The following is a 19,849-nucleotide window of genomic DNA, read 5'->3' as shown; positions in this document are numbered from 1 at the left end:
CCCCTGTTCCGGAACCTGCCAGCCCCATGATCCCCGACGCCCGCCGCTCGCTCATCCGGTGCTCCGCCACCAGAAGCGCCCTTTCCGTGCATTCGGGGATAAAAGCGAACAAAACTCAGCAGACTGGTGTGCTTTGCGTAATTACCCCCCATGGTGACCTGATCGTTCCCGATTCGTAACGGATGACCAGAATGAGGCGATAGTTCGCCTTTGCTTCAGTCTCTTCACGCACGTCGTTCACTCACGAGATCCACTGTGGCCGGTCGAGACCGCGCCGTTTATCGGCGCTTTATGCACCGTGATGGAAGGGACTGCACCAGATGCAGCCAGTGGCAGCGAGACAGCTGCTGAGAGGCCTGAGGAGGCGAGGGCGTCTCGCCGTGGCCGCCGTGATCGCCCTGGTCGCGACGCTGCTCGTCAGCGGCGTCGTAACCGCGGCGCACGCCGACCCGGATCCAGCGAAAGCGGGTCATGGACGCCCGAGCCCGACGCCTACCGGTTCCCCCACCCCGCCCGCCCTCAGCCCGGCCGACCGCTCGTACATCGAAGGCACGGTCAAGGTCGCGGCGGTTCCGGCCGCGGCCGGTGACAGCGTCGCCGAGCTCGCCGTCGACGGCGCCGCTCTGAACGCCACCCGCACGGTGGGCGTGTCGAGGCTCCGTTTCGACGTCGGCTCGAACTCGACGGAGGCGCGATACCACAACTACGTGCTCGTCAACGGCGTCTACCGGAGCGACATCGGCGACCTCGTGAACGAGCGGGCGACCATCGAGATCCCGAACGAACACCTCGTCAAGGGCGAGAACACCGTCGAGATCTTCGCCGGGGCGGTTCAGAGCTCGTGCGGCACCAACTACGACGACTTCGTCCTGGCCGACGTGGGCCTCGAACTGCTCGGCGAGGTCGCGGACGGGGAGGACAACCCCTACACCCTGTCGTTCGGCGACGGCAACTGCGGCTCGAACACCGCGCTGCTCAAGCAGGCCGCGCTGAAGTTCTTCGTCAAGGGCGACCCGCGGGGCACCACGGGTCTCGCCGCGGACCTGGACACCACGACGCTGGCCAACGGCGAGCACGCCGTCACCGCCAAGGCCGCGTCCGGGGCCACGGTCAAGCACACCGTGACCGTGAACAACGCTCCCGCCGGGGCGCCCCGGCTGCTGCCCACGGACGGCACGCTGGTGGCGGGCACCACGCCGATCCACGCGACCGTGCCGGCCGCCGGTGCGGGCGGTGTCTCGTCCCTCACCGTCGACGGCGCGGAACCCGCGACGAAGGCCACCCTGGGCACCGGCGCGGCGATGTTCAGCTTCGAGGTGGGCGCGGACTCGATCGACGACAAGTACGACGACTTCCTGCTCGTCAACGGCAAGCGCGTCGACCTGGGCGGCACCTGGGCGGGCCGGCGCGTCACCGTCGCCGTTCCCGCCCGGTTCCTGGTGCCGGGGGACAACACGGTCAAGGTCGTGACCGGCGACTGGAAGGCGTCCTGTGGCACCGACCGCGACGACTTCACCATCACGAACCTCGGCCTCGCCCTCGACGGCGCCACCGTGACGGGCCACGACGTCAAGCCGTCCTACGACCTCGGCGACGGCACCTGCGGCAGCAGCCAGACCGCCCTCCGCGAGGTCGAACTGCGCTACACGATCGACGCCCCGGCGGTGCACGTCGTCCGCACGCTCGGCTCGGGTGACGCGACCCTCAGCTTCACCGTCGGCACCAACTCGATCGAGGCGCGTTACCAGAACCACCTGCTCGTGAACGGGCGGAAGATCGTGCTCGACGGCGACTTCGTGAGCCGGCGGGTCGACTTCACCTTCCCGAACGAGTACCTCGTGCCCGGCTGGAACACGATCGACTTCGTGACCGGCACCTATCCCACGTCATGTGGCGACAACCGCGACGACTTCGCGATCTCGAACATCGCCCTCACCCCGGTGCGGGGCACGTCGGCCGGTCAGATGCTCAAGAGCTCCTACAGCATGGGCGACGGCAACTGCGGCGACAACGTGAACCTGCTGACCGAGATCGACCTCGAGTTCCTCGTGGACGCCCCCGCCGGCGGCCTGAGCGCGGATCTCGACACCACCGCGATCAAGGACGGCAAGCACACCGTCGCCGCGACCTCGACCACGGGCGAGACCGCCACCCGTACGCTGATCACCGACAACTCGGCGCCCAAGGTCGCCACGAGCGTCCCCGCCGCGGGCGAGAGGATCACCGCCTCCGTCGTGCTGGACGTCAAGCTGGAGGACGCCTCCGGTGTGGTGTCCGGGCCGGACGTCACGCTCGACGGGCAGCCGATCGCGCTGGGCGCCCAGGTGGGCCACGGACTGCGGCCCGGTTCGCACACCCTCGCCGTGACCGCCGCGGACTCGCTCGGCAACACCGCCACCCGGGAGGTCTCGTTCGAGTCCGCCGGCATCCCGGACGCCCCCGCCGAGCTCACCCCGGCGTCCGGAGCCGTCGACGTGTCGGGCTCCGTCACGCTCTCGGCGAAGGTCGCCGAGCCCGGCGGCGGCGAGGTCAAGGCGACATTCTCCGAAGCCGACATCCTGACGCCGAACCAGGCGTTCCAGGGCGTGGCCGAGACCGTCCCCACGACCCTGGAGGTGCCCGGCGAGAAGAAGGTCAAGGCCGCCGGGTTGGAGCCCGCCGACAACGCGACGCTCGACGCGCCCGCCGGCCGGGACGTCACCTACCAGCGATACGACATCCAGGTGAAGGGCCACGTGGACGCCCCGGTCCTGCGCTGGGAGGGTGCCATCGACCCCGAGCGCCTGGTGTCGCTGCGGGCGTGGAACACAAAGACCCGGGCGTGGGATCTGCTGACGAGCTCCCGCGGCGCCGCCGAGGGCCAGACCGCGCTCACCGCCGTCGTCGGCGACCGTTACGTCGACGGGCAGCAGGTCCACGTGATGGTGACGGGCGAGGACCCGTTCGCCGACGACATCGACCCCGGTGACCCGAACGGCTTCGCCGACCCCTCCACGTACGACTTCTCGATCGTCCACTTCACCGACACGCAGTACCTCTCCGAGGGCGCGGTGGAGCAGGAGACCGCCGAAGAGCGCGCGGTGTGGGAGTCCGCGTACGCCGGGGTCGTCGACTGGATCAAGGACAACAAGGACCATCGCAAGATCTCGTACGTCGCGCACACCGGCGACCTCATCGAGAACAACATCCGCAAGCCCGCGGACGAGGCCACGCAGCGGCAGGTCGTCGGCGAGTTCGAGGTGTCGTCCAAGCAGCAGCGCGTCCTGGACGAGGCGAAGATCCCGAACGGCGTGATCGCGGGCAACCACGACAACCAGTCGGGCACCGAGGACGGGCCGCAGGCGATCTACAACACGTACTACGGCCCCGGCCGCTATCAGACGGCGGCGCAGGGCTGGCAGCACGCCGAGTACGGCGGGCCGTGGAAGGAGGGCGACAACCAGAACCACTACGACCTGTTCTCCGCCGGCGGGCTGGACTTCGTCGTGGTCGGCCTGTCGTACGGCGTCACGCGGGAGGAGGCCGAGTGGGCCGACTCCGTCTTCAAGCGGTTCCCCGACCGCAACGGCATCCTGCTCTCGCACGACTACCTCGTGCCGAGCACCAGCCCCGACGGGCGCGGCGCGGGGTTCTCGGCGCCGGACGGCTCGATGCTCTACAAGACGGTGGTCGAGAAGAACCCGAACGTCTTCCTCATCCTCGCCGGGCACGAGCACGGCGTGGCCACGAACGTGAAGCCGAAGGTCGGCCAGGTCGGCCAGGGCGTCGTCGAGCTGCTGGCGGACTACCAGTTCTACACGGTCTCGGCCGACCGCCTCGGGCTCACCCAGGTGGGCGGATACAACCCCGACGACCAGCTCCAGTTCGGCGCGAGCTTCTTCCGGCTGCTGCAGTTCAACGTCAAGCGGGCCGAGCTGACGGTGGACACCTACTCCCCGCTGCTGAACGACTTCGGCGCGGGCGAGTTCGACCCGCTGCGCCGTTACGACGGCCGCGAGGACAACATGGTGCTGCCGGTCGATCTCACCACCCGTACGACGAGCTTCACGACCGACTCGCTGGCGATCTACAAGCCCACCCGGGTCGTCGGCACGAGCACGGTCCCGTCGGGTCAGGTGGCCTCGGTGACCTGGAAGCGTCTCAAGGGCGACACGGCCTACGCCTGGTTCGTCACCGCGCGCTCCACCGGCGGCGGCGTGACCGCCTCCGAGCCGAGCGTCTTCGTCACCAAGGACGAGCACGGCCGCCCCGGTAAGTGGGGACCCGACTCGCCCCTCTACCGCTGGTTCCAGCGCAGGTAACCGTCATCGCCGCCCCGGATCCCCGTGTCGACGCGGAGCGTCCGGGGCGGCCTTTTCCCCAGCACCCCGGGCCCCTCGAATCCCGGGCCCCTCGAATCCCGGGCCCCTCGAATCCCGGGCCCCTCTCAACCTGGAGAACGAGACATGTCTCGCAGGCTGTCCGCCGCCGTCCTCGCTCTCGCCTTCGCCCTCGGCGGGCTGATGGCGTTCTCCGCTCCGGCGGCGGCGCACAACGCGACCACCAAGGCGCACGCCACGGTGACCGGAACGGGCGCGGACGTCAGAGTCGTGCTCGACCTGGAATACGACCTCCTCATGAAGTCGGCCTGGCTGTACGCCGAGGCGTACGACGCGAAGGAGCGGGCCGAGCAACTCCGCCAGCTCAAGAAGAACCACGCCGCCGTCATCGACTACGTCACGCGCCGCTTCGCCGTGGCGTACGGCGACAGGCCCTGCACGCCCACGCCGGTGGGCGACGCGGGTGTGCGCGACCGCGAGAATGTGGCCTACGCGGTGGTGACCCTCGGCTACCACTGCGCGGGCGACGGCGGTGGAGAACACGCGATCTCGAGTGCGCTCTTCCCCGACGCCGAGAGCTTCGTGCACAGCACGGAGACGATCGTCGGCTACACGCTCGACGGCACGACGGGTTCCGCGGTCCTGAGCGCCGCAAACCCCACGCTGCGGACCGGCGAGCACCGGGCTTCGCACCAGATCGGGGAGTTCTTCCTGCTCGGGGCGGAGCACCTGCTGTCCGGGCTCGATCACATCTTCTTCCTGCTCGCCCTGCTCATCGGTGCTCGCCGCCTGCGGGACGTCGTCGTCACGGCCTCCGCGTTCACGGCCGCCCACAGCATCACATTCCTCCTGGCGGCGCTGGGGATCGTGCACGTTCCCGCGGGAATCGTCGAGCCGGTCATCGCGGTGTCGATCATCGTCGTGGCCGTCGCCAACATCCTGGGCCGCGACGAGGACAAACTGGGCAGGTGGCGGCTGCCCATCGTCTTCGCCTTCGGCCTGGTGCACGGGCTCGGCTTCGCGAGCGCGCTGGACATCGACGAGAAGGGGTCGTGGGAGCTGCTCCTGTCGCTGCTGAGCTTCAACGTCGGCATCGAGGCGACCCAACTGCTGATCATCGCGGTGCTCTTCCCGCTGCTGGTGCTGCTGCGCCGTACGTCCGCGGTGCGCTGGGCGACCGCCGCCATGTCGGTCCCCATCGTCGTGGTCGGCCTCTACTGGTGCGTCGACCGGATCGCGCTTTCTGCCTGACGACAGCCTGACGGAAGCCCGCGGTGATCGCGCGCCGCGCTTCCTGAGGGCCTCGTCGTCGGTGTCCGGCTTCGTGACGAGGCCCTCACCGTGGTCGAATCGTTCATCCACCTCCTACCGTGGGGAGACGAAGACGATGAACGACCGATCCCTCGAAGCGACCAGGGAGTTCTTCGCCACGAAGGCGGCCACCTGGGAGGAGAAGTATCCCGACGACGGCCCCGCCTTCGCCGCCGCCGTCGCCGAGCTGGCCCTGCCTGCAGGAGGGCTGGCCCTCGACGCCGGATGCGGCACCGGCCGGGCGATCCCCCTGCTCCGGGACGCGGTCGGGGCCGCCGGACAGGTGGTGGGCGTCGACGTCACTCCCGAGATGATCCGGTCGGCCCGCGACCGGGGACGCGGCGAGTACGGCCGGCTGCTGATCGCCGACGTCGGGTTGCTTCCGCTCCGCGACGGCGTGGCCGACGGCGTGCTGGCCTCCGGGCTGATCTCCCACGTTCTCCGGCCGGCGGCCGTGCTGCGGGAGCTGGCCCGGGTGACCCGCCCCGGCGGGAGGCTGGCGTTGTTCCACCCCGTGGGCCGTGCGGTGCTCGCGGCACGGCGCGGCCGCAGCCTGACCCCGGACGACCTCCGCGCCGAGCGCAACCTCCGTCCCCTGCTGGACACCGCCGGCTGGACCCTGCTCGACTACCACGACACCGAGGAGCGCTACCTGGCGCTCGCTCGCAGATGAGACATCCCCGCCGAATCGCTCGCGTCCACCACGCCTTATGACCGCGGTGATAGCCACACCGTCGGACCTCGGCCTCGTCTCGGCCGGGAGCTCTGGACCGGCGTCAAGGCCACCGAGACGCACGCGTACCCGGTCTGAGACGGCACAGCGGGTTGCCTTGACGCCTGCGACAAGGTTCTAACGTGATCGCGGATACCGGCCCGAGGAGCTCCGATGAAATTCGCGACCAGCTACTCCACGGCGAACGGGCTCGACCCCGACGCGCTCGTGGCCTACGCCCGCCACGCCGAGGACTGCGGCTTCGAGGGGCTGTACCTGCCGGAGCACATCGTCTTGTATCCCGGCGCCGCGATCGGCCCCTTCGAGATCCCACCGGCGCTGCCCTACCCCGATCCGCTCGACTGCCTGGGCTTCGTCGCAGCGGCCACGCGACGCCTCCTGCTCGGCACGGCCGTGCTGCTTCTGCCGTACCACCACCCGGTGGTCCTGGCCAAGCGACTGGCGACCATCGACGTGCTGTCCGCGGGGCGGATGCGGCTGCTGACCGTGGGGCTGGGCAGCCTGCCCGGCGAGGCCGAGGCGACGGGCGTCGACTTCGGCACCCGCGGGCGCCGTGCCGACGAGGCCATCGACGTGCTGCGGCTGCTGTGGGAGGGGGACGAAAAAGGCGTCAGCTTCACCGGCGAGTTCTTCGGTTTCGACGACGTGTGCAGCTATCCCAAGCCCTACGGCCGCACGCACCTGCCGATCCACGTGGGCGGGTCGAGCCGGGCGGCCGCCCGCCGTGCGGGACGACGCGGCGACGGCTACTTTCCGGGCGGCGCGCTCACTCCCGAGGAACGCGCCGTCCAGTGGGAACTGGCCCGCACCGCGGCGGCCGAGGCCGGTCGCGATCCCGATGCGCTGGAATACACCCGCTGGGGGTCGATCGACATGTCCGCCGAACGCGTCGAGACGTACGCCGCGCAGGGTGTGACCCGCATCGTGGTCAGCCCCTCGTCCGCGGAACCGGAGCGCCAGCGGGACGAGATGTCCGCGTTCGCCCAGCGGTTCGCCCTCCCACATTCCGGCTGACACCTGGCGTGGTGCCAGGTGCGTCGGCCGGGCGTCCGTGAGCGTTCACAGCTGGCGCAGGGCTCCTCCGTCGATGGGCAGAGCGCGGTGCGCGGGGGCCCCGGGGAAGGTGCGCGGGGGTGCCCGGATCGGTGAGGTCGGCGCGGATGAGCAGCGTGCCGGGCGGAAGGACGGGGAGTGCGGAGCCGCCGCGCGCCAGTGCCGCGACGTGCGCTCCCTCGGCCGCGAGCAACCGCGCGGTCGCCAGGCCGATGCCGCTGGTCGCGCCGGTCACGAGGATCACTTTGCCGGTGAGCTGAAGGTCCATGGTGTGCTCCGTGACGAGGGGGAGGGCCGGTCAGGCGTGCGAGCGGCGTGCGCGCAGGAAGACCGCGGCGAGGAGGACGCCGAGCAGGACGAGGACGGCGTTGACGGCGACGGCGGCGGTGACACCGTGCAGGATCGCCCCGGCGGACACCACGCCCCCGGCCGCGGCGGTCGCGATCGCGGACATGATCGGGGTTCCCATGGTGATGCCGATCTGCTGGGACATGGACGCGAGGCCGGTGGCCAGGCCCTGCTCGTGGTCGGGGAGTCCGGTGGTGGCGGTGACCATGAAACCGACGATGACGAGCATGTTGCCCACGCCGCCCAGGAAGGTGGCGGGCAGCAGCAGTCCCATCGAGGCCGGCGTGTCACCCAGGAAGATCAGGACGGCGGTGAAGACGGCCTGGAGCAACCCGCCGCCGACCAGGACGGCCGTCGTGGAGGTGCGGGCGATCGCCTTCGGGGCGAGCACGCCGCCGGTGACGGTTCCGGCTCCCAGGACGCCGAAGGAGAGCCCGGCGGCGAGGGCCGAAAAGCCGAGGGTCTTCTGCATGTACAGGGTGAGCAGATACACCAGGGACGTCTCGGTGACGAAGGCGAGCAGCCCGAGCACGTTGCCCCAGGCCACGGTGCGCTTGCGCAGCACGCGCATCGGGACCAGGGGCTGGGCCGCCCTGCGCTCGACAAGGTAGAAGACGACCAGCAGGACCGCCCCGGCCAGCAGGCCCGTCAGGGCGAGGGGCTCGGTCCAGCCGTGCTCGCCGGCCCGCGTCAGGCCGTAGACGACACCGAGCAGCCCGAGGGTGACCGACAGCGCGCCGGGCAGGTCGACTCTTGGGCGGGCGGCGGGGCGCGACTCGGCGATGACGGCCGGCGCGACGAGGAGCACGGCCACGGCGACGGGGACGTTGATGAAGAAGGCCCAGCGCCAGGACAGCAGGTCGGTGAGCACGCCGCCGAGGACCGCGCCGGCGGTGAACCCGGCGGACATGAGCGCGCCGTTGAGGCCCAGGGCCTTCTGGCGCAGGGGGCCCTCGGGGAAGGACGTGGTGAGCAGGGCGAGCCCGGCCGGGGTGGCGGCGGCGGTGGCGAGCCCCTGGGCGATACGGGCGATGATGAGGATCGTGGGGGTCGGGGCGAGCCCACCGGCGAGCGAGGCCGCGCCCAGGAGCGCGAGGCTGCCGAGGAAGACGCGCTTGCGGCCGATCAGATCGCCGATGCGGCCGAAGAAGAGAGTGAAGCCGGCCGCGCACAGAGCGAAGGCGGTGGCGACCCACTGCAGGTCGGCCAGGGCGAATCCGAGGTCGTCGCCGATCGCGGGCAGCGCCACGTTCAGGATCGAGAAGTCGACGGCCAGCATGAACTGGGCGATCAGCAGCACCGCGAGGATGACCTTCAGGCGGCTGGTCAGGTGTCGCGGCGGTGCCTCGGGTGTGGCGGCCGTGGCCGCCGGCAGAGACTTCGTGGTGGACATGACAGGGACCATCCCTTCAGGACTTAACGGGTCAGTAGTACCGTTAGGCTGAGAGGGACACTAGCACCCCATGTCGCCTTAAGGGAACTGTGGTCCCGATAGTGAACCCTTAGGGGAAGGAGCCGTCATGGCAGCCACTCCACCGCCCGGTGCCGTCCGCCCAGGTGGACGCACCGCCCGCGTCCGCGAGGCCGTTCTCGAAGCCGCCGCCGACACGCTGGCCGAGAAGGGCTTCGACGGGCTCGACCTCGGCGACATCGCGCGTATCGCGGGAGTCGGGAAGACCACCCTCTATCGCCGCTGGGGCACGCCCGGTGCGCTCGCCGCCGACCTTCTCCACGACATGGCCGAACGATCCCTGCCCCGGTCGCGCAACGGCGACATCGGCCAGGACCTGCGCGACAACGCCCGCCTGGTTCTCAAAACCCTCACCGACGCCCGCCAGGGGCGGCTGTTCAAGGCGCTGATCGCCGCCTCGCTCTGCAACGACCAGGCGGCGCAGGCGTTGCGCCGCTTCTACGCCGTACGCATCGACGAATGGGCCGGCTGCGTCACCGACGCGATCGAACGAGGCGAGCTGCCCACCGGCACCGACCCGCGCCGGGTGATCGCCGCTGTCTCCGCACCCCTGTACTACGCCCTGCTCAACACCGGGGAACCTCTGGACGAGGCCGCGGCGGACCGCGCCGCCACGGCGGCGCTGGCGGCGGCCCGCGCCGGGGCCCTCTCGACCACGTGATGCTCGCCTCTGACAGGCGACCGTACCGAGGACTCGGGGACTCGTCGCGTACGGTGGCCACGCCGGCGCTCGCGCGATCGCGACGACCGCGTGCGGGTCATGCTCTCGGCAGGAGAGGCGCGTCAGGGCCGGTCGCCGGTTTCCGCCACACTTGCTCCTCGACGAGTACGACGACCGAACGCCGCAGGAGACGACCGTGAGCCTCGATGCACAGCGCGCCCACATCCTCACCGGGCGGATGTACAACGACCTGACCGACGAACTGGTCGCCGCCCGCCGGCGCGCCGTGCTGCTCGCCAACGCCTACAACGACAGCTTCGGCGCTCCCCAGGCCCACCGTGAGGCCCTCCTGCGTGACCTGCTCGGCCACGTCGGCCCCGGCGCGTACTTCGAGCCCACCTTCCGGTGCGAGTTCGGCTACAACATCAGCGTCGGCGCCGGCTTCTACGCCAACTTCGACGCCGTCATGCTCGACGGGGCGCGAATCACGATCGGCGACAACGTCCTGCTCGGACCGCGCGTGAGCATCTACACGTCCAACCACGCCATCGATCCTGACGAGCGCGCCTCCGGCGCCTGCTACGCCAAGCCCGTGACCATCGGCGACAGCGTGTGGATCGGGGGCGGGGTCACCGTCAACCCCGGTGTGACCATCGGCGACGGTGCGATCGTCGGCTCCGGGGCCGTCGTGACCCGGGACGTGCCCGCACGCGTCATCGCCGCCGGCAACCCCGCCCGGATCGTGCGCGAAATCACCGAAAAGGACGTCACCGGCTGGCGCCCCGACGCCCTGTAGGCGCCCGCCACGGACAGGAAGGCACGGAGAGAACGACGTCAGATGCCGCCCTCGTACAGGCGCCGCATCTGGGCTTCGTACGTCTCGAACGGCTCCAGACCTACTGCGGCGCGCCGGTCGTCCAGTTGTTCTGGGTTCTCTATCGGGTGTGGTCTGAAACCGTTGCCGTCATCGAACATCTGAGTTCCATATAGCTGGGGACGCCCGGAATTCACGCGCATCCGATCCTCGAGGTACGCGAGATGGGCGGGCTTCGCCTCGTTCCGGGCGACGGCATCGGAAAGTGCCGTATGGAAATCGCGCTGAATCTCGGGCGAGGCGTCGGCGTGCTGGCGAGTAGCCATGCCGCGAGCGCTCCATCCTCTCCGGCCTGGGAAAAGAGCGGTCAGCCCCGACTGCCGACCACCGATCGCAGCCACGCCGTGTTGTCTCGATCGATGCTTTTCCGTCGGGCGATGTACTCCCGATCCGGACATTTCACGGCTGAATTGCGGACGTCCTGATCGGCCTTAATTCGCTTCAGTAGTTCCGCTCGCAGTTCGTCGTCGGTAATGGTCCTGACCTACGATGCCGACGGATTGTGAGGGGTGTGCGATCGATTCCGAGAACGCAGTCGATTGTGCCGGTGAACGGGCGGTCCGGTTTCGGACGTCTTATTTCTCATTCACGAACCGCCGCACCGGCTGTGTGACCGTGCGGAGCGATCGCAGTCGTCACCGGTTTCGGCCGGCCGGGAAGCAGCGGCGGTTGGGCGGGAATCGGTTGCGCGGTTGCGCGCACCGCGGAACGCAGGCCATCATCGAGGCATGATCTCCAACCGAAAGGGCGGCGACGCCCACGCGCGGTGACCGCGCTCACGCGGCGCCATGCCGCCACCGAACCTGTGGCCGACGTTCGTAGCAGCAGGAGCGCTCACGACCGGTGGCAGGAAGCCGTCAAGATCCGACAAGAATGGCTTGACCACGGCCTGTGCACACAGCCGGCCGACCGGCAGGCCGTCGAGAACAGCCTGACCGCGCTCTACGCGAGGATCTCTCGCCCGAAGCCGTGGTTCGAATGGGTCGATTCACCGGACAAGGCGATCCCGCTTGTCGCCGGTCTGCCCACCCTCGACCAGCTCTACGGGTGGATCCGGGATCCTCATCCACGGGGGACACCGCCACCGGCCAGTGATCTGGCCATGCTCGAGTCCCAGTTGCGGGGCGCACTCAGCGCCGGCGTCTCCCACACCGACCCCGAGCTGTCCTCGGCGCGGAAGGGCAAAGGCGGCGAGCCCTGGCCCGAACTGCCACCGCTGAAGGCGCTCGACGCCGGTGTTCCCCTGGGCGTGGTGGTGCACCGGGGCATCCGCACCGCATTGCACCGGAGCCTCGCGCACGGATTCCGCATGCCGATCCGCACTGCGCTGGCCGGCGGCGGGCCCGTGCCGGCGTGCTGGTACGGGCAGCAGGACGCGGCGTGGGTCGCCTACTACGACGCCCTGCACCGGCTCGGACTGGCCTCCTACGGGCCGGACGAGATCGAGCACCTCGGCCACTGGGCCGCACTGGCGCGCTCCGGCGGCTGGTGGTGGCCCGGCGAGGATGTGTGCGTCGTGGTGGATCGCCCCGAACTGGTCCGCACCGAACCAGTCCCCGGGACCTGGCACGACGAGGTCCGGCTCCGGCCCGACGGTGTCCGCTACCGCGACGGCTGGCACCCGCTGCCGGCATGACCCAAGGGCGGGCCGGGACGAGAAAGGCTCTCGTCCCGGCCCGCCCCAGGACAAAGGCGTGGCGGCAGCCGGGTGGTCGCCTCATGTGCCCGAGAGTCGCTTCACCGGCGGCTGAGTGCCGATAATTCGGATTGCGCTGGTATGTCATGATCGAATGCGATGAGCAGCGGAGGGGACTCGGATCCCGTTCTCGATGAGGCTCGCCGGCACCATCTGGATCAGGTGAACGGTGTGCTTCGTCGTCCTGGCATGTACGGCAGGGATGAGACGGCGGAACGGCTTCTGCTGGAGGCGATGGCCGCCGTGGACGGGAGCCTGACGCGGTGGTGGGTGGAGTGCGATCGACTACGTGAGTGCGACGCGTTCGACGCGACGGGCGTCAGGGGCGCCTACAGCAGCATCCTTCCCGCCGACGCCTTGCGTGATGCCACGGCCTCCGTCTACGCCGAGATCGCTCATCGTCTCGGCTGGCTGGAGCCGGATCGGGCGCTGTCGGCGGCGGAGTCTCAGCGGTTGAGCGCCGACATCGGCGGGTGGGTGACGCAGGACCGCACGCTGTCCGAAGTCGTTGAGACGTTCGGGCCCCCGTCGCTGTGGATCGGCGGAACCAACCCGTTCTACTCCAAGACCCTCGCCTACGTCACCGCCGATCGCGACGACGACGTGATCTGCCTGCACCTGTGGAATGCCTTCGCGAACCCCTCACCCGAGAACGGATTGCGGGGCGTGCACCCCGAACCGGTGGTGCTTGCCGTACGTCATCGGCCAGGCCCTTTCCCCGGCGCCTTCTCGTTCACGCCTGAGGGCCTGCGCCGCAGGCCCGGCGCCGACCAGCGCAGTCCGCTCAGGCCGGTCGTCTGGATCTTCCACGGTGACCACGCCCGACACGCCTCCGGCGTGTTCGACACGCTGGACGCCGGACTCGCCTGGGCGGCCGAGCACCAGGTGACCGGGATCCTGGCCGAGTACCCTTTCGGCGGCGCCTACGACGTCGCGGTCAGCGAAGGCCGCTTCACGCCCTCGAAAGCGCACCACGGCACCGCCGATCACATCGCCGCCTTCAGCCCGGGGTTACGTCATGTCCACCTGGTTGGCGGCCGTCCCGACTGATAGGCGCTTTCCGGCAGCGCCGCAAGGACCGCCCGCGGGTCGTACCGAGAACCATTGACCGGCTGCGACAGCTGAACGGGCCGTCGGCCTCCACGCATCGGCCCCATCTCCTCCTGCAGGATCGGCGGCCCTCCGGGTGTCCAGCAGGGACTGCCCTCGGCCTGGTAGGCCGCGGTGCCCCGGGCGGCAGGCGATCCTGCTCGTCCCCTGCACCGGCCGGGCCGCGATCGGAGAGCGGAACGTGTGGCCGAGGCGCGGTGGAGTCGCATTGCACCATCGGGGTGTCGGCGCGACCAGGAAGTCTGCCTGAAATTTACAGCGATGTCCGTCACGGACCAGCGGTTCGAGCACGTCGTCTCCCTTTCTGTTGACGCACTCCCGCCTCCTCTCTAGCGTGAGGCCTCCGTGGTGATCGGCATTGATTTGTTATCGCTAACAATGTGCGCAAGTGGAATTTTGACCCAGCAATTCAGATCTAGTGATGGGACATTTCATGGCACTGAGTATGGCGTCTGATGGTTACTCATCAGGATCATCGCGGAGTATCCGGTCGTTGCGCCGGTTGCTGATCGCCCTTGTGCTGACCGCGCTCACCGCAATGGCAGCCCTCGTCCCCGCGCCGTCGGCCAATGCCGCCACCAACCAGTTCCGAGGCATGAACTGGGCCGTGCTGGGTGACAACTTCAGCACCGGCACGCTCGTCGTGCAGGGCCTGAGCCAGTCCGACAGCAACGCGACAGTACGGGCCAAGGCCAACTCGCTCTACGACTACATGGAATACATCATGGGGGTCAACACCGTCCGGTTGCCCATCAACACCCACACTGTGGCCAACACGACCTGGTGGAACTCCTACCGCGGCGCCATCGACGCCGCCACCGACCGTGGATTCAAGGTCATCCTGGCCTATTGGGAGGACGGCGCCGCCTCCGGCGGCAGGATCACGAACCTCGCCGCATGGAACTCGATGTGGTCCACCGTGATCAGCACGTACGGCTCGAACGGCAACGTCTACTTCGAGCCGATGAACGAGCCGCACGGCTACTCATCGGCGGAGTGGCGCAACGTGGCAGCGAACTGGCTCAGCTCTCACAGTTCGGCAGCGCCCGGCCGGGTGCTCATCGGCGGCACCGGCTTCAGCCAGGACCTGCGTGACATCTGCAACGACAGCCGCTTCAACTCGACGCTGCTGTCCTTCCACTACTACGCCTTCTTCTACAGCGCGATGACCTACGACGCCTTCCGAAGCCACATTCAGACGCTTCTGGGCAACTGCGCCTCCCGCGCGGTCGTGACGGAATACGGCGCGCCGATGGCCACCGGCCTCAACTACGCCGACCCGAACAGCACCGACAACTTCGTGCGCTACCTCCGCGCCGTGGCCCAGGTGATGCGTGACAACCAGATGGGCGGCACCTACTGGCCCGCCCTCGGCGGCAAGGTGACCGCAGGCCTCGGCTACGACCACTACTCGATGTGGGCCCTCGGCGGCAGCGGCACCAACCTCACCTTGGCCGTCCGCAACCAATCCGGCGCCGACCGGGTCCGCTACGGCTGGGGCGACACCGTCCGCGACTCCACCCCTTCGCCGCAGCCGGAAACGTTCTACAGGATCGATGCGCGCCACAGCGGCAAGGCCATGGACGTCCAACAGGCGAGCACCAACAACAGCGCGCGCATCGACCAGTACACCTACGGCGGCAACCCATGGCAGCAGTGGCAGTTCCAGGACGCCGGCAGCGGCTACTGGCGCATCGTCAGCCGCCACAGCGGGAAGTGTCTTGATGTCGTGGGCGCTTCAACCGCCGACGGTGCCGAGCTCATCCAGTACACCTGCGGCACCGGCAACAACCAGCAGTTCCAGATGGTCGCCAACGGCGGCTACTTCCAGCTCCGCGCACGCCACAGCGGCAAATGCGTGGACGTACCGGCCGCGTCCACCGCGGACGGTGTGATCCTCAAGCAGTACGCGTGCAACAGCGGCGCCAACCAGCAGTGGTCGCGCACGGCCGTCTGACGGTCGTCTCGACGTAACCGCGGATCCGCGGTACATCCCTCCCCGGTGCCGATCTCATGCTGTGCGCTCGGTGCCGGGGATCCGGATCGCGGCATTGTGCTCGAAGAGCAGCAGTCACTCAGCAACGCAGAAGGCCGGTTCCGATCTTCGGAACCGGCCTCTCAGCTGGTACTACATGGTCGGGGTGGCGGGATTTGAACCCACGGCCTCTTCGTCCCGAACGAAGCGCGCTGCCAAGCTGCGCTACACCCCGGTGGCTCAGGCTTTTGCTCTGTGCCTCGGCAAGTCTAGCGGACTTTGCGGCTGCTTGTGTCATCCGGCACGACGGGGCGGCGGGGGACGAGCGTAAGCAGGGTCGCCTCGGGCGGGCAGGCGAAGCGCGCGGGCGCGTACGGCGAGGTGCCGAGGCCGGCCGAGACGTGCAGCCAGGCGCTCTCGTGCCTGCTCAGCCCCTTGACGCGGGCGCGGTCGATGCCGCAGTTGGTCACCAGGGCACCGTAGAAGGGGATGCACAACTGTCCGCCGTGAGTGTGCCCCGCCAGCAGCACCTGGTAGCCGTCCTGCGCGAAGCGGGTCATGTTGCGCGGCTCGGGCGAGTGCATGACGCCGAGCCGCAGGTCGGCGTCGGCGGGGGCCGGCCCCGCGATCTCGTCGTAGCGGTCCCGGTCGATGTGGGAGTCGTGGATGCCGCCCACGTGGACATCGAGGTCGGCCACCTTGAGACGGGCCGTCGTGTTGTTCATGTCCAGCCAGCCGGCCTCCCGCATGGCGGCGCCCAGCTCGGCCCAGGGCAGGTTCGGCACGTGCTGCCGGGAGTCCCCCTTGGACGTACGCCACAGGTAACGCGCGGGGTTCTTCGGCCGGGGAGCGTAGAGGTCGTTGGAGCCGTAGACGAACAGACCCGGCCGGTCGAGCAGCGGCTCCACGGCGTGCATGTACGACGCGACGGCGTCGGGGTGCGCCAGGGTGTCGCCGGTGTTCACGACGAGGTCGGGATCGAGCGAGGCCAGCGAACGCACCCACTTGATCAGCCGGTGGCGCCCAGGCGTGAGATGCAGGTCGGAGATCTGCAGGATCCGGACCGGCCGCTGGCCCGGAGCCAGGACGGGGACGTCGAACCGGCGCAGCCGGAACCAGTTGCGCTCGATCACGGCGGCGTAGCCGACACCGGCGACGCCGAGGCCGAGGATGGACAGGGGAATCGCGGCTGCTTTCCTCACACAGCCATGATGCCCGACGCACGGCCCGCCTCCCGCATAACCTGGCGAAGACCGGAGCGGGGGCACGGCAAGATGGACGCATGAGTGCGTTGAAGGACAAGCTGAAGGCCGACCTCGCGGCCTCGATGAAGGCGCGTGACGAGGTGCGGGTCCGGACGATCCGGATGGCTCTGGCCGCCATCAACGTCGAGGAGGTCGCGGGCAAGCAGGCCCGCGAGCTCGCCGACGACGAGGTCGTCAAGGTGCTGACCCGCGAGGCCAAGAAGCGCCGGGAGGCGTCCGAGGCGTTCGCGGGTGCCGGGCGGGCCGAGCAGGCCCAGGCGGAGCTGGACGAGCAGGCGGTCCTGGAGGAGTACCTCCCCGCCCAGCTGAGCGACGACGAGCTGCACGCGCTCGTCGACGAGGCGATCGCCGAGAGCGGCGCGCAGGGCCCCAAGGCCATGGGTCAGGTCATGAAGGTCCTGAACCCGAAGGTCGCGGGCCGCGCCGAGGGCGGCCGGGTCGCCCAGGCCGTACGCGCCCGTCTGTCCGCCTGACGGCAGCGGACGTCCGGCCGGGGCGGAAAGGCCGGCCGGGACAGGAAGGCCGATGGGCCGCTCCCCGTGAGGGGAGCGGCCCATCGGAGAGGATCACCCGAAGGGGTTGAACGGCGTGTCGCCGGGACCGCCACCCCGGCCGCCGCCGGGACCACCACCGTGACCGCCACCGCGGCCACCGCCCGGGAAGTCGGGACCGCCTCCGTGGCCTCCGCCACCGCCTTGGTCGGACTTCGGCTTCGGCGGGGGCGCGCACTGGTGGGCGCAGCCGCCGAACCTGGACATGTCCGGCTTGACGAACGACGAGGCCTCGACGCCCTTGAGCGCCGACAGGAAGGTCGCCTTCCAGATCGGACCGGGCACGGTGGCGCCGAAGACCGAGCCGTACGTCCGGCCTGCCATCACCTGTCCGGGGAGCGGATACCGCATCGGGCCGCGCGGGTCGCCGAGGCTGACCGCGCCCGCGAGGTCGGGAGTGAACCCGGCGAACCAGACGGTGCGGGACTGGTCGCCAGTACCGGTCTTGCCGGCGGCGTCCCTGCCGATGCCGCCGACGGCCGACATGGTGCCCTTGGTGAACACGCCCGACATGATGTAGGTGGCGGCGTCCGCGATCTCGGCCTCGACGGCCTGCTTGCAGGACGGCTTGAACGAGGTCACCTTGTTGTAGCGGTCGGTGATCTCCGTGATCGCCATGGGCTTGCAGTACTTCCCGCGCGCCGCGATGGCCGCGTACGCGCTGGCCACGGTCACCGGATCCATCTCGTTGAAGCCGAGCGTGAACGTCTGGAACTCGCGCAGTTTCGCGCCGTCGGCCCGCTTGATGCCGAAGTCTTTGGCCGTCTTCACGACATCGCAGAGCCCCACCCTCTGCTCCAAGGCCATGAAGAAGGTGTTCACCGACTTCAGGGTGCCGGTCTGCAGGGTCAGGAACCCGCCGCTGCCGCCCTCGGAGTTGTGCTGGATGCCCCGGGGGTCACCGACCAGGTTGCCGTCGCAGTCCTTGAAGGCCGAGGGACCGCTGGCCTGGAAGGTCGCGCCGGTGCTGATGCCGTCGTTGATCTTCCACCCCTCCTTCAGGGCGGTGATCAGCGTGAACACCTTGAAGGTCGATCCTGCCTGGAAGCCCGCGCCGCCGCCGTGCAGCGCGTCGGCCACGACGTTGATCGACATCTCGTTCTTCTTCTTGCTGGTGCCGAACTTCCGGCTGGCGGCCATCGCCCTGATGGCACCCGAGCCCGGTTCGACCAGAGCCTCGGAGGCGACCGGCTTGTCGGACGGGTGGACGTACTTCTTGATCGCCGTTTCGGCGGCCTTCTGCATCTTCCGGTCCAGCGTGGTGCGGATCGTCAGGCCGCCGCGGGCCAGGAAGTCCTGCCGGGCCTTCTTGGTCTTGCCGAACTGCGCGTCGTTGAGGATCTCGTTGCGCACGTACAGGCAGAAGTACGGGTAGTCGCTCTCCTCGCAGCCGCCGGGGATCTCCTTGTCCTTCCACCCCAGCTTCTTCTTCTTGGCCGCGTCGCGCTCGGCCTCGGTGATGATGTGCAGCTCCTGCATGCGGTCGAGCACGACGTTGCGCCGGGCCAGCAGCCGGTCCCGGAACGTCTTGCCCCGGTTGGGGTCGGTGGCGTTCGGGTCCTGGACGGCTCCCGCCAGCGTCGCCGCCTCGGCGAGGTTCAGCTCGGAGGCGTGCTTGCCGAAGAACCGCTTGGACGCCGCCTCGATGCCGTACGCGCTGGCGCCGAAGTAGGCGATGTTGAGATAGCGGTTGAGGATCTCGTCCTTGGAGTACTTCTGCTCCATCGACATCGCGTAGCGGATCTCGTTGAGCTTGCGCCCGACGGTCGGCGCGACGGCGGCGGCCTTCTCCTCGTCGGTCTCCGCCTTGTTGAACAGGACCTGCTTCACGTACTGCTGGGTGATGGACGAGCCGCCCTGGGTCACCCCACCCGTGGTGATGTTCCTCACCAGCGCGCGAGTCGTGCCCTCGACGTCGAGAGGCCCGTGCTCGTAGAAGCGGAAGTCCTCGATCGCCACGATCGCCTGACGCATGATCGGCGCGATGCGGTCCATCGGGACCGATTCCCGGTTCTCGAAGTAGAACTGGGCGATCTGCTTGCCGTCCGCGTCGAGCAGGACCGTCTTCTCGGGCAGCGGCGGCTCGTTGAGGTCCGCCGGCTTGAGGCTCAGAGTCTCGATGCTCGACTTGACCGTCACACCGGCCCCGCCTACGGCGGGTAGTGCAATCGCCGCCGCCAGCACTCCAGCGACGCCCGCGGCGCCGACGAGGCGCAGGGCCGCACCTGTCCGGGATGCCAGAGTTTTGCCTTGTGCTTGCACGGATCCAAGGGTACGTCCGTTTGGTGACTCTCCCGGCATCGACCTCACGGGTCCGCATTACCCCGCCGAGGGGGGGACTAGTCATTCCCGGCCACATGGCCTGACATGACCATGCACGAATTTGGTCCCCCCGGGGTATGTCGGTTCGATCGTTTCCTTGCGTACTTTCTCCTCTGCGGCTACTGCAACCAGGAGGCCCGACGCCCGCGCCCGTCGGCCG

Annotated in this window: 15 protein-coding genes and 1 tRNA gene; 10 read left to right on the top strand and 6 right to left on the bottom strand. The window is 69.2% G+C overall.

What is annotated here, in order from left to right; translation table 11 throughout:
• The first annotated feature begins 380 nt into the window (after window positions 1-380).
• The 4 genes from AB0O28_RS01155 to AB0O28_RS01140 all read left to right on the top strand — a co-directional run bounded on the left by AB0O28_RS01155 (window position 381) and on the right by AB0O28_RS01140 (window position 7,377).
• Entirely contained in the window at window positions 381-4,301 is a 3,921-nt protein-coding gene (locus AB0O28_RS01155) for a metallophosphoesterase (protein WP_363634938.1), read from the top strand.
• A gap of 144 nt (window positions 4,302-4,445) precedes the next feature.
• Window positions 4,446-5,570 carry a HupE/UreJ family protein gene (locus AB0O28_RS01150; protein ID WP_363634936.1) on the top strand — a complete coding sequence of 375 codons (1,125 nt, stop codon included), beginning with the start codon at window positions 4,446-4,448 and terminating at the stop codon, window positions 5,568-5,570.
• A 136-nt stretch (window positions 5,571-5,706) separates the two neighbouring features.
• Window positions 5,707-6,303, top strand: coding sequence for a class I SAM-dependent methyltransferase (locus AB0O28_RS01145; RefSeq protein ID WP_363634934.1), 597 nt, complete (start codon window positions 5,707-5,709; stop codon window positions 6,301-6,303).
• A 213-nt stretch (window positions 6,304-6,516) separates the two neighbouring features.
• Window positions 6,517-7,377, top strand: coding sequence for a TIGR03619 family F420-dependent LLM class oxidoreductase (locus tag AB0O28_RS01140; protein WP_363634932.1), 861 nt, complete (start codon window positions 6,517-6,519; stop codon window positions 7,375-7,377).
• On the opposite strand, the gene AB0O28_RS01135 is transcribed toward AB0O28_RS01140, so the two are convergent.
• Entirely contained in the window at window positions 7,292-7,684 is a 393-nt protein-coding gene (locus AB0O28_RS01135) for an SDR family NAD(P)-dependent oxidoreductase (protein WP_363634930.1), read from the bottom strand. The genes AB0O28_RS01140 and AB0O28_RS01135 overlap by 86 nt on opposite strands.
• 30 nt (window positions 7,685-7,714) lie before the next feature.
• The gene (locus tag AB0O28_RS01130; protein WP_363634928.1) at window positions 7,715-9,157 is read right to left on the bottom strand and encodes an MFS transporter; all 1,443 of its coding nucleotides are present in this window, start codon (window positions 9,155-9,157) and stop codon (window positions 7,715-7,717) included.
• A gap of 127 nt (window positions 9,158-9,284) precedes the next feature.
• On the opposite strand from AB0O28_RS01130, the gene AB0O28_RS01125 reads away from it, so the two are divergent.
• A complete protein-coding gene (locus AB0O28_RS01125) occupies window positions 9,285-9,896 on the top strand; it encodes a TetR/AcrR family transcriptional regulator (protein WP_363634926.1) in 612 nt (203 codons plus the stop codon).
• A gap of 196 nt (window positions 9,897-10,092) precedes the next feature.
• Window positions 10,093-10,692, top strand: a complete 600-nt coding sequence (locus AB0O28_RS01120; RefSeq protein WP_363634924.1) for a sugar O-acetyltransferase — start codon at window positions 10,093-10,095, stop codon at window positions 10,690-10,692.
• 38 nt (window positions 10,693-10,730) lie between these two features.
• Here AB0O28_RS01120 and AB0O28_RS01115 read toward each other — a convergent pair whose 3' ends face one another.
• Window positions 10,731-11,036 (bottom strand): DUF6624 domain-containing protein, encoded by a 306-nt coding sequence (locus AB0O28_RS01115; RefSeq protein WP_363634922.1) that lies wholly within the window; start codon window positions 11,034-11,036, stop codon window positions 10,731-10,733.
• A 500-nt stretch (window positions 11,037-11,536) separates the two neighbouring features.
• On the opposite strand from AB0O28_RS01115, the gene AB0O28_RS01110 reads away from it, so the two are divergent.
• From AB0O28_RS01110 to AB0O28_RS01100, 3 genes are all read left to right on the top strand, one after another.
• A complete protein-coding gene (locus AB0O28_RS01110; RefSeq protein ID WP_363634920.1) occupies window positions 11,537-12,406 on the top strand; it encodes a DUF6745 domain-containing protein in 870 nt (289 codons plus the stop codon).
• Between the two features lie 231 nt (window positions 12,407-12,637).
• Window positions 12,638-13,516, top strand: a complete 879-nt coding sequence (locus AB0O28_RS01105; RefSeq protein WP_363634918.1) for a hypothetical protein — start codon at window positions 12,638-12,640, stop codon at window positions 13,514-13,516.
• Between the two features lie 553 nt (window positions 13,517-14,069).
• Window positions 14,070-15,533 (top strand): RICIN domain-containing protein, encoded by a 1,464-nt coding sequence (locus AB0O28_RS01100; protein WP_363634916.1) that lies wholly within the window; start codon window positions 14,070-14,072, stop codon window positions 15,531-15,533.
• Between the two features lie 176 nt (window positions 15,534-15,709).
• Here the strand turns inward: AB0O28_RS01100 and AB0O28_RS01095 are convergent.
• A tRNA-Pro gene (locus AB0O28_RS01095) sits at window positions 15,710-15,786 on the bottom strand.
• 34 nt (window positions 15,787-15,820) lie between these two features.
• Entirely contained in the window at window positions 15,821-16,753 is a 933-nt protein-coding gene (locus AB0O28_RS01090) for a metallophosphoesterase (protein ID WP_363634914.1), read from the bottom strand.
• Window positions 16,754-16,833: 80 nt separating this feature from the next.
• Between AB0O28_RS01090 and AB0O28_RS01085 the strand changes: the two genes are divergently transcribed.
• The gene (locus tag AB0O28_RS01085) at window positions 16,834-17,289 is read left to right on the top strand and encodes a GatB/YqeY domain-containing protein (RefSeq protein ID WP_363634912.1); all 456 of its coding nucleotides are present in this window, start codon (window positions 16,834-16,836) and stop codon (window positions 17,287-17,289) included.
• A 93-nt stretch (window positions 17,290-17,382) separates the two neighbouring features.
• Here AB0O28_RS01085 and AB0O28_RS01080 read toward each other — a convergent pair whose 3' ends face one another.
• Window positions 17,383-19,506, bottom strand: coding sequence for a transglycosylase domain-containing protein (locus AB0O28_RS01080; RefSeq protein WP_363634910.1), 2,124 nt, complete (start codon window positions 19,504-19,506; stop codon window positions 17,383-17,385).
• Between the last annotated feature and the right edge of the window lie 343 nt (window positions 19,507-19,849).

This window comes from Microbispora sp. NPDC088329 (genome assembly GCF_040685655.1).
Lineage (GTDB): Bacteria > Actinomycetota > Actinomycetes > Streptosporangiales > Streptosporangiaceae > Microbispora.
Note: the sequence above shows the minus strand (reverse complement) of the source record. Positions and strands in the feature narration are given on the sequence as shown.

Bases quoted from the DNA above. Each gene is read 5' to 3' on its own strand.
- AB0O28_RS01150 (WP_363634936.1), top strand. From the start codon at position 4,446: ATGTCTCGCAGGCTGTCCGCCGCCGTCCTCGCTCTCGCCTTCGCCCTC.
- AB0O28_RS01145 (WP_363634934.1), top strand. From the start codon at position 5,707: ATGAACGACCGATCCCTCGAAGCGACCAGGGAGTTCTTCGCCACGAAG.
- AB0O28_RS01140 (WP_363634932.1), top strand. From the start codon at position 6,517: ATGAAATTCGCGACCAGCTACTCCACGGCGAACGGGCTCGACCCCGAC.
- AB0O28_RS01135 (WP_363634930.1), bottom strand. From the start codon at position 7,684: ATGGACCTTCAGCTCACCGGCAAAGTGATCCTCGTGACCGGCGCGACC.
- AB0O28_RS01130 (WP_363634928.1), bottom strand. From the start codon at position 9,157: ATGTCCACCACGAAGTCTCTGCCGGCGGCCACGGCCGCCACACCCGAG.
- AB0O28_RS01125 (WP_363634926.1), top strand. From the start codon at position 9,285: ATGGCAGCCACTCCACCGCCCGGTGCCGTCCGCCCAGGTGGACGCACC.
- AB0O28_RS01115 (WP_363634922.1), bottom strand. From the start codon at position 11,036: ATGGCTACTCGCCAGCACGCCGACGCCTCGCCCGAGATTCAGCGCGAT.
- AB0O28_RS01085 (WP_363634912.1), top strand. From the start codon at position 16,834: ATGAGTGCGTTGAAGGACAAGCTGAAGGCCGACCTCGCGGCCTCGATG.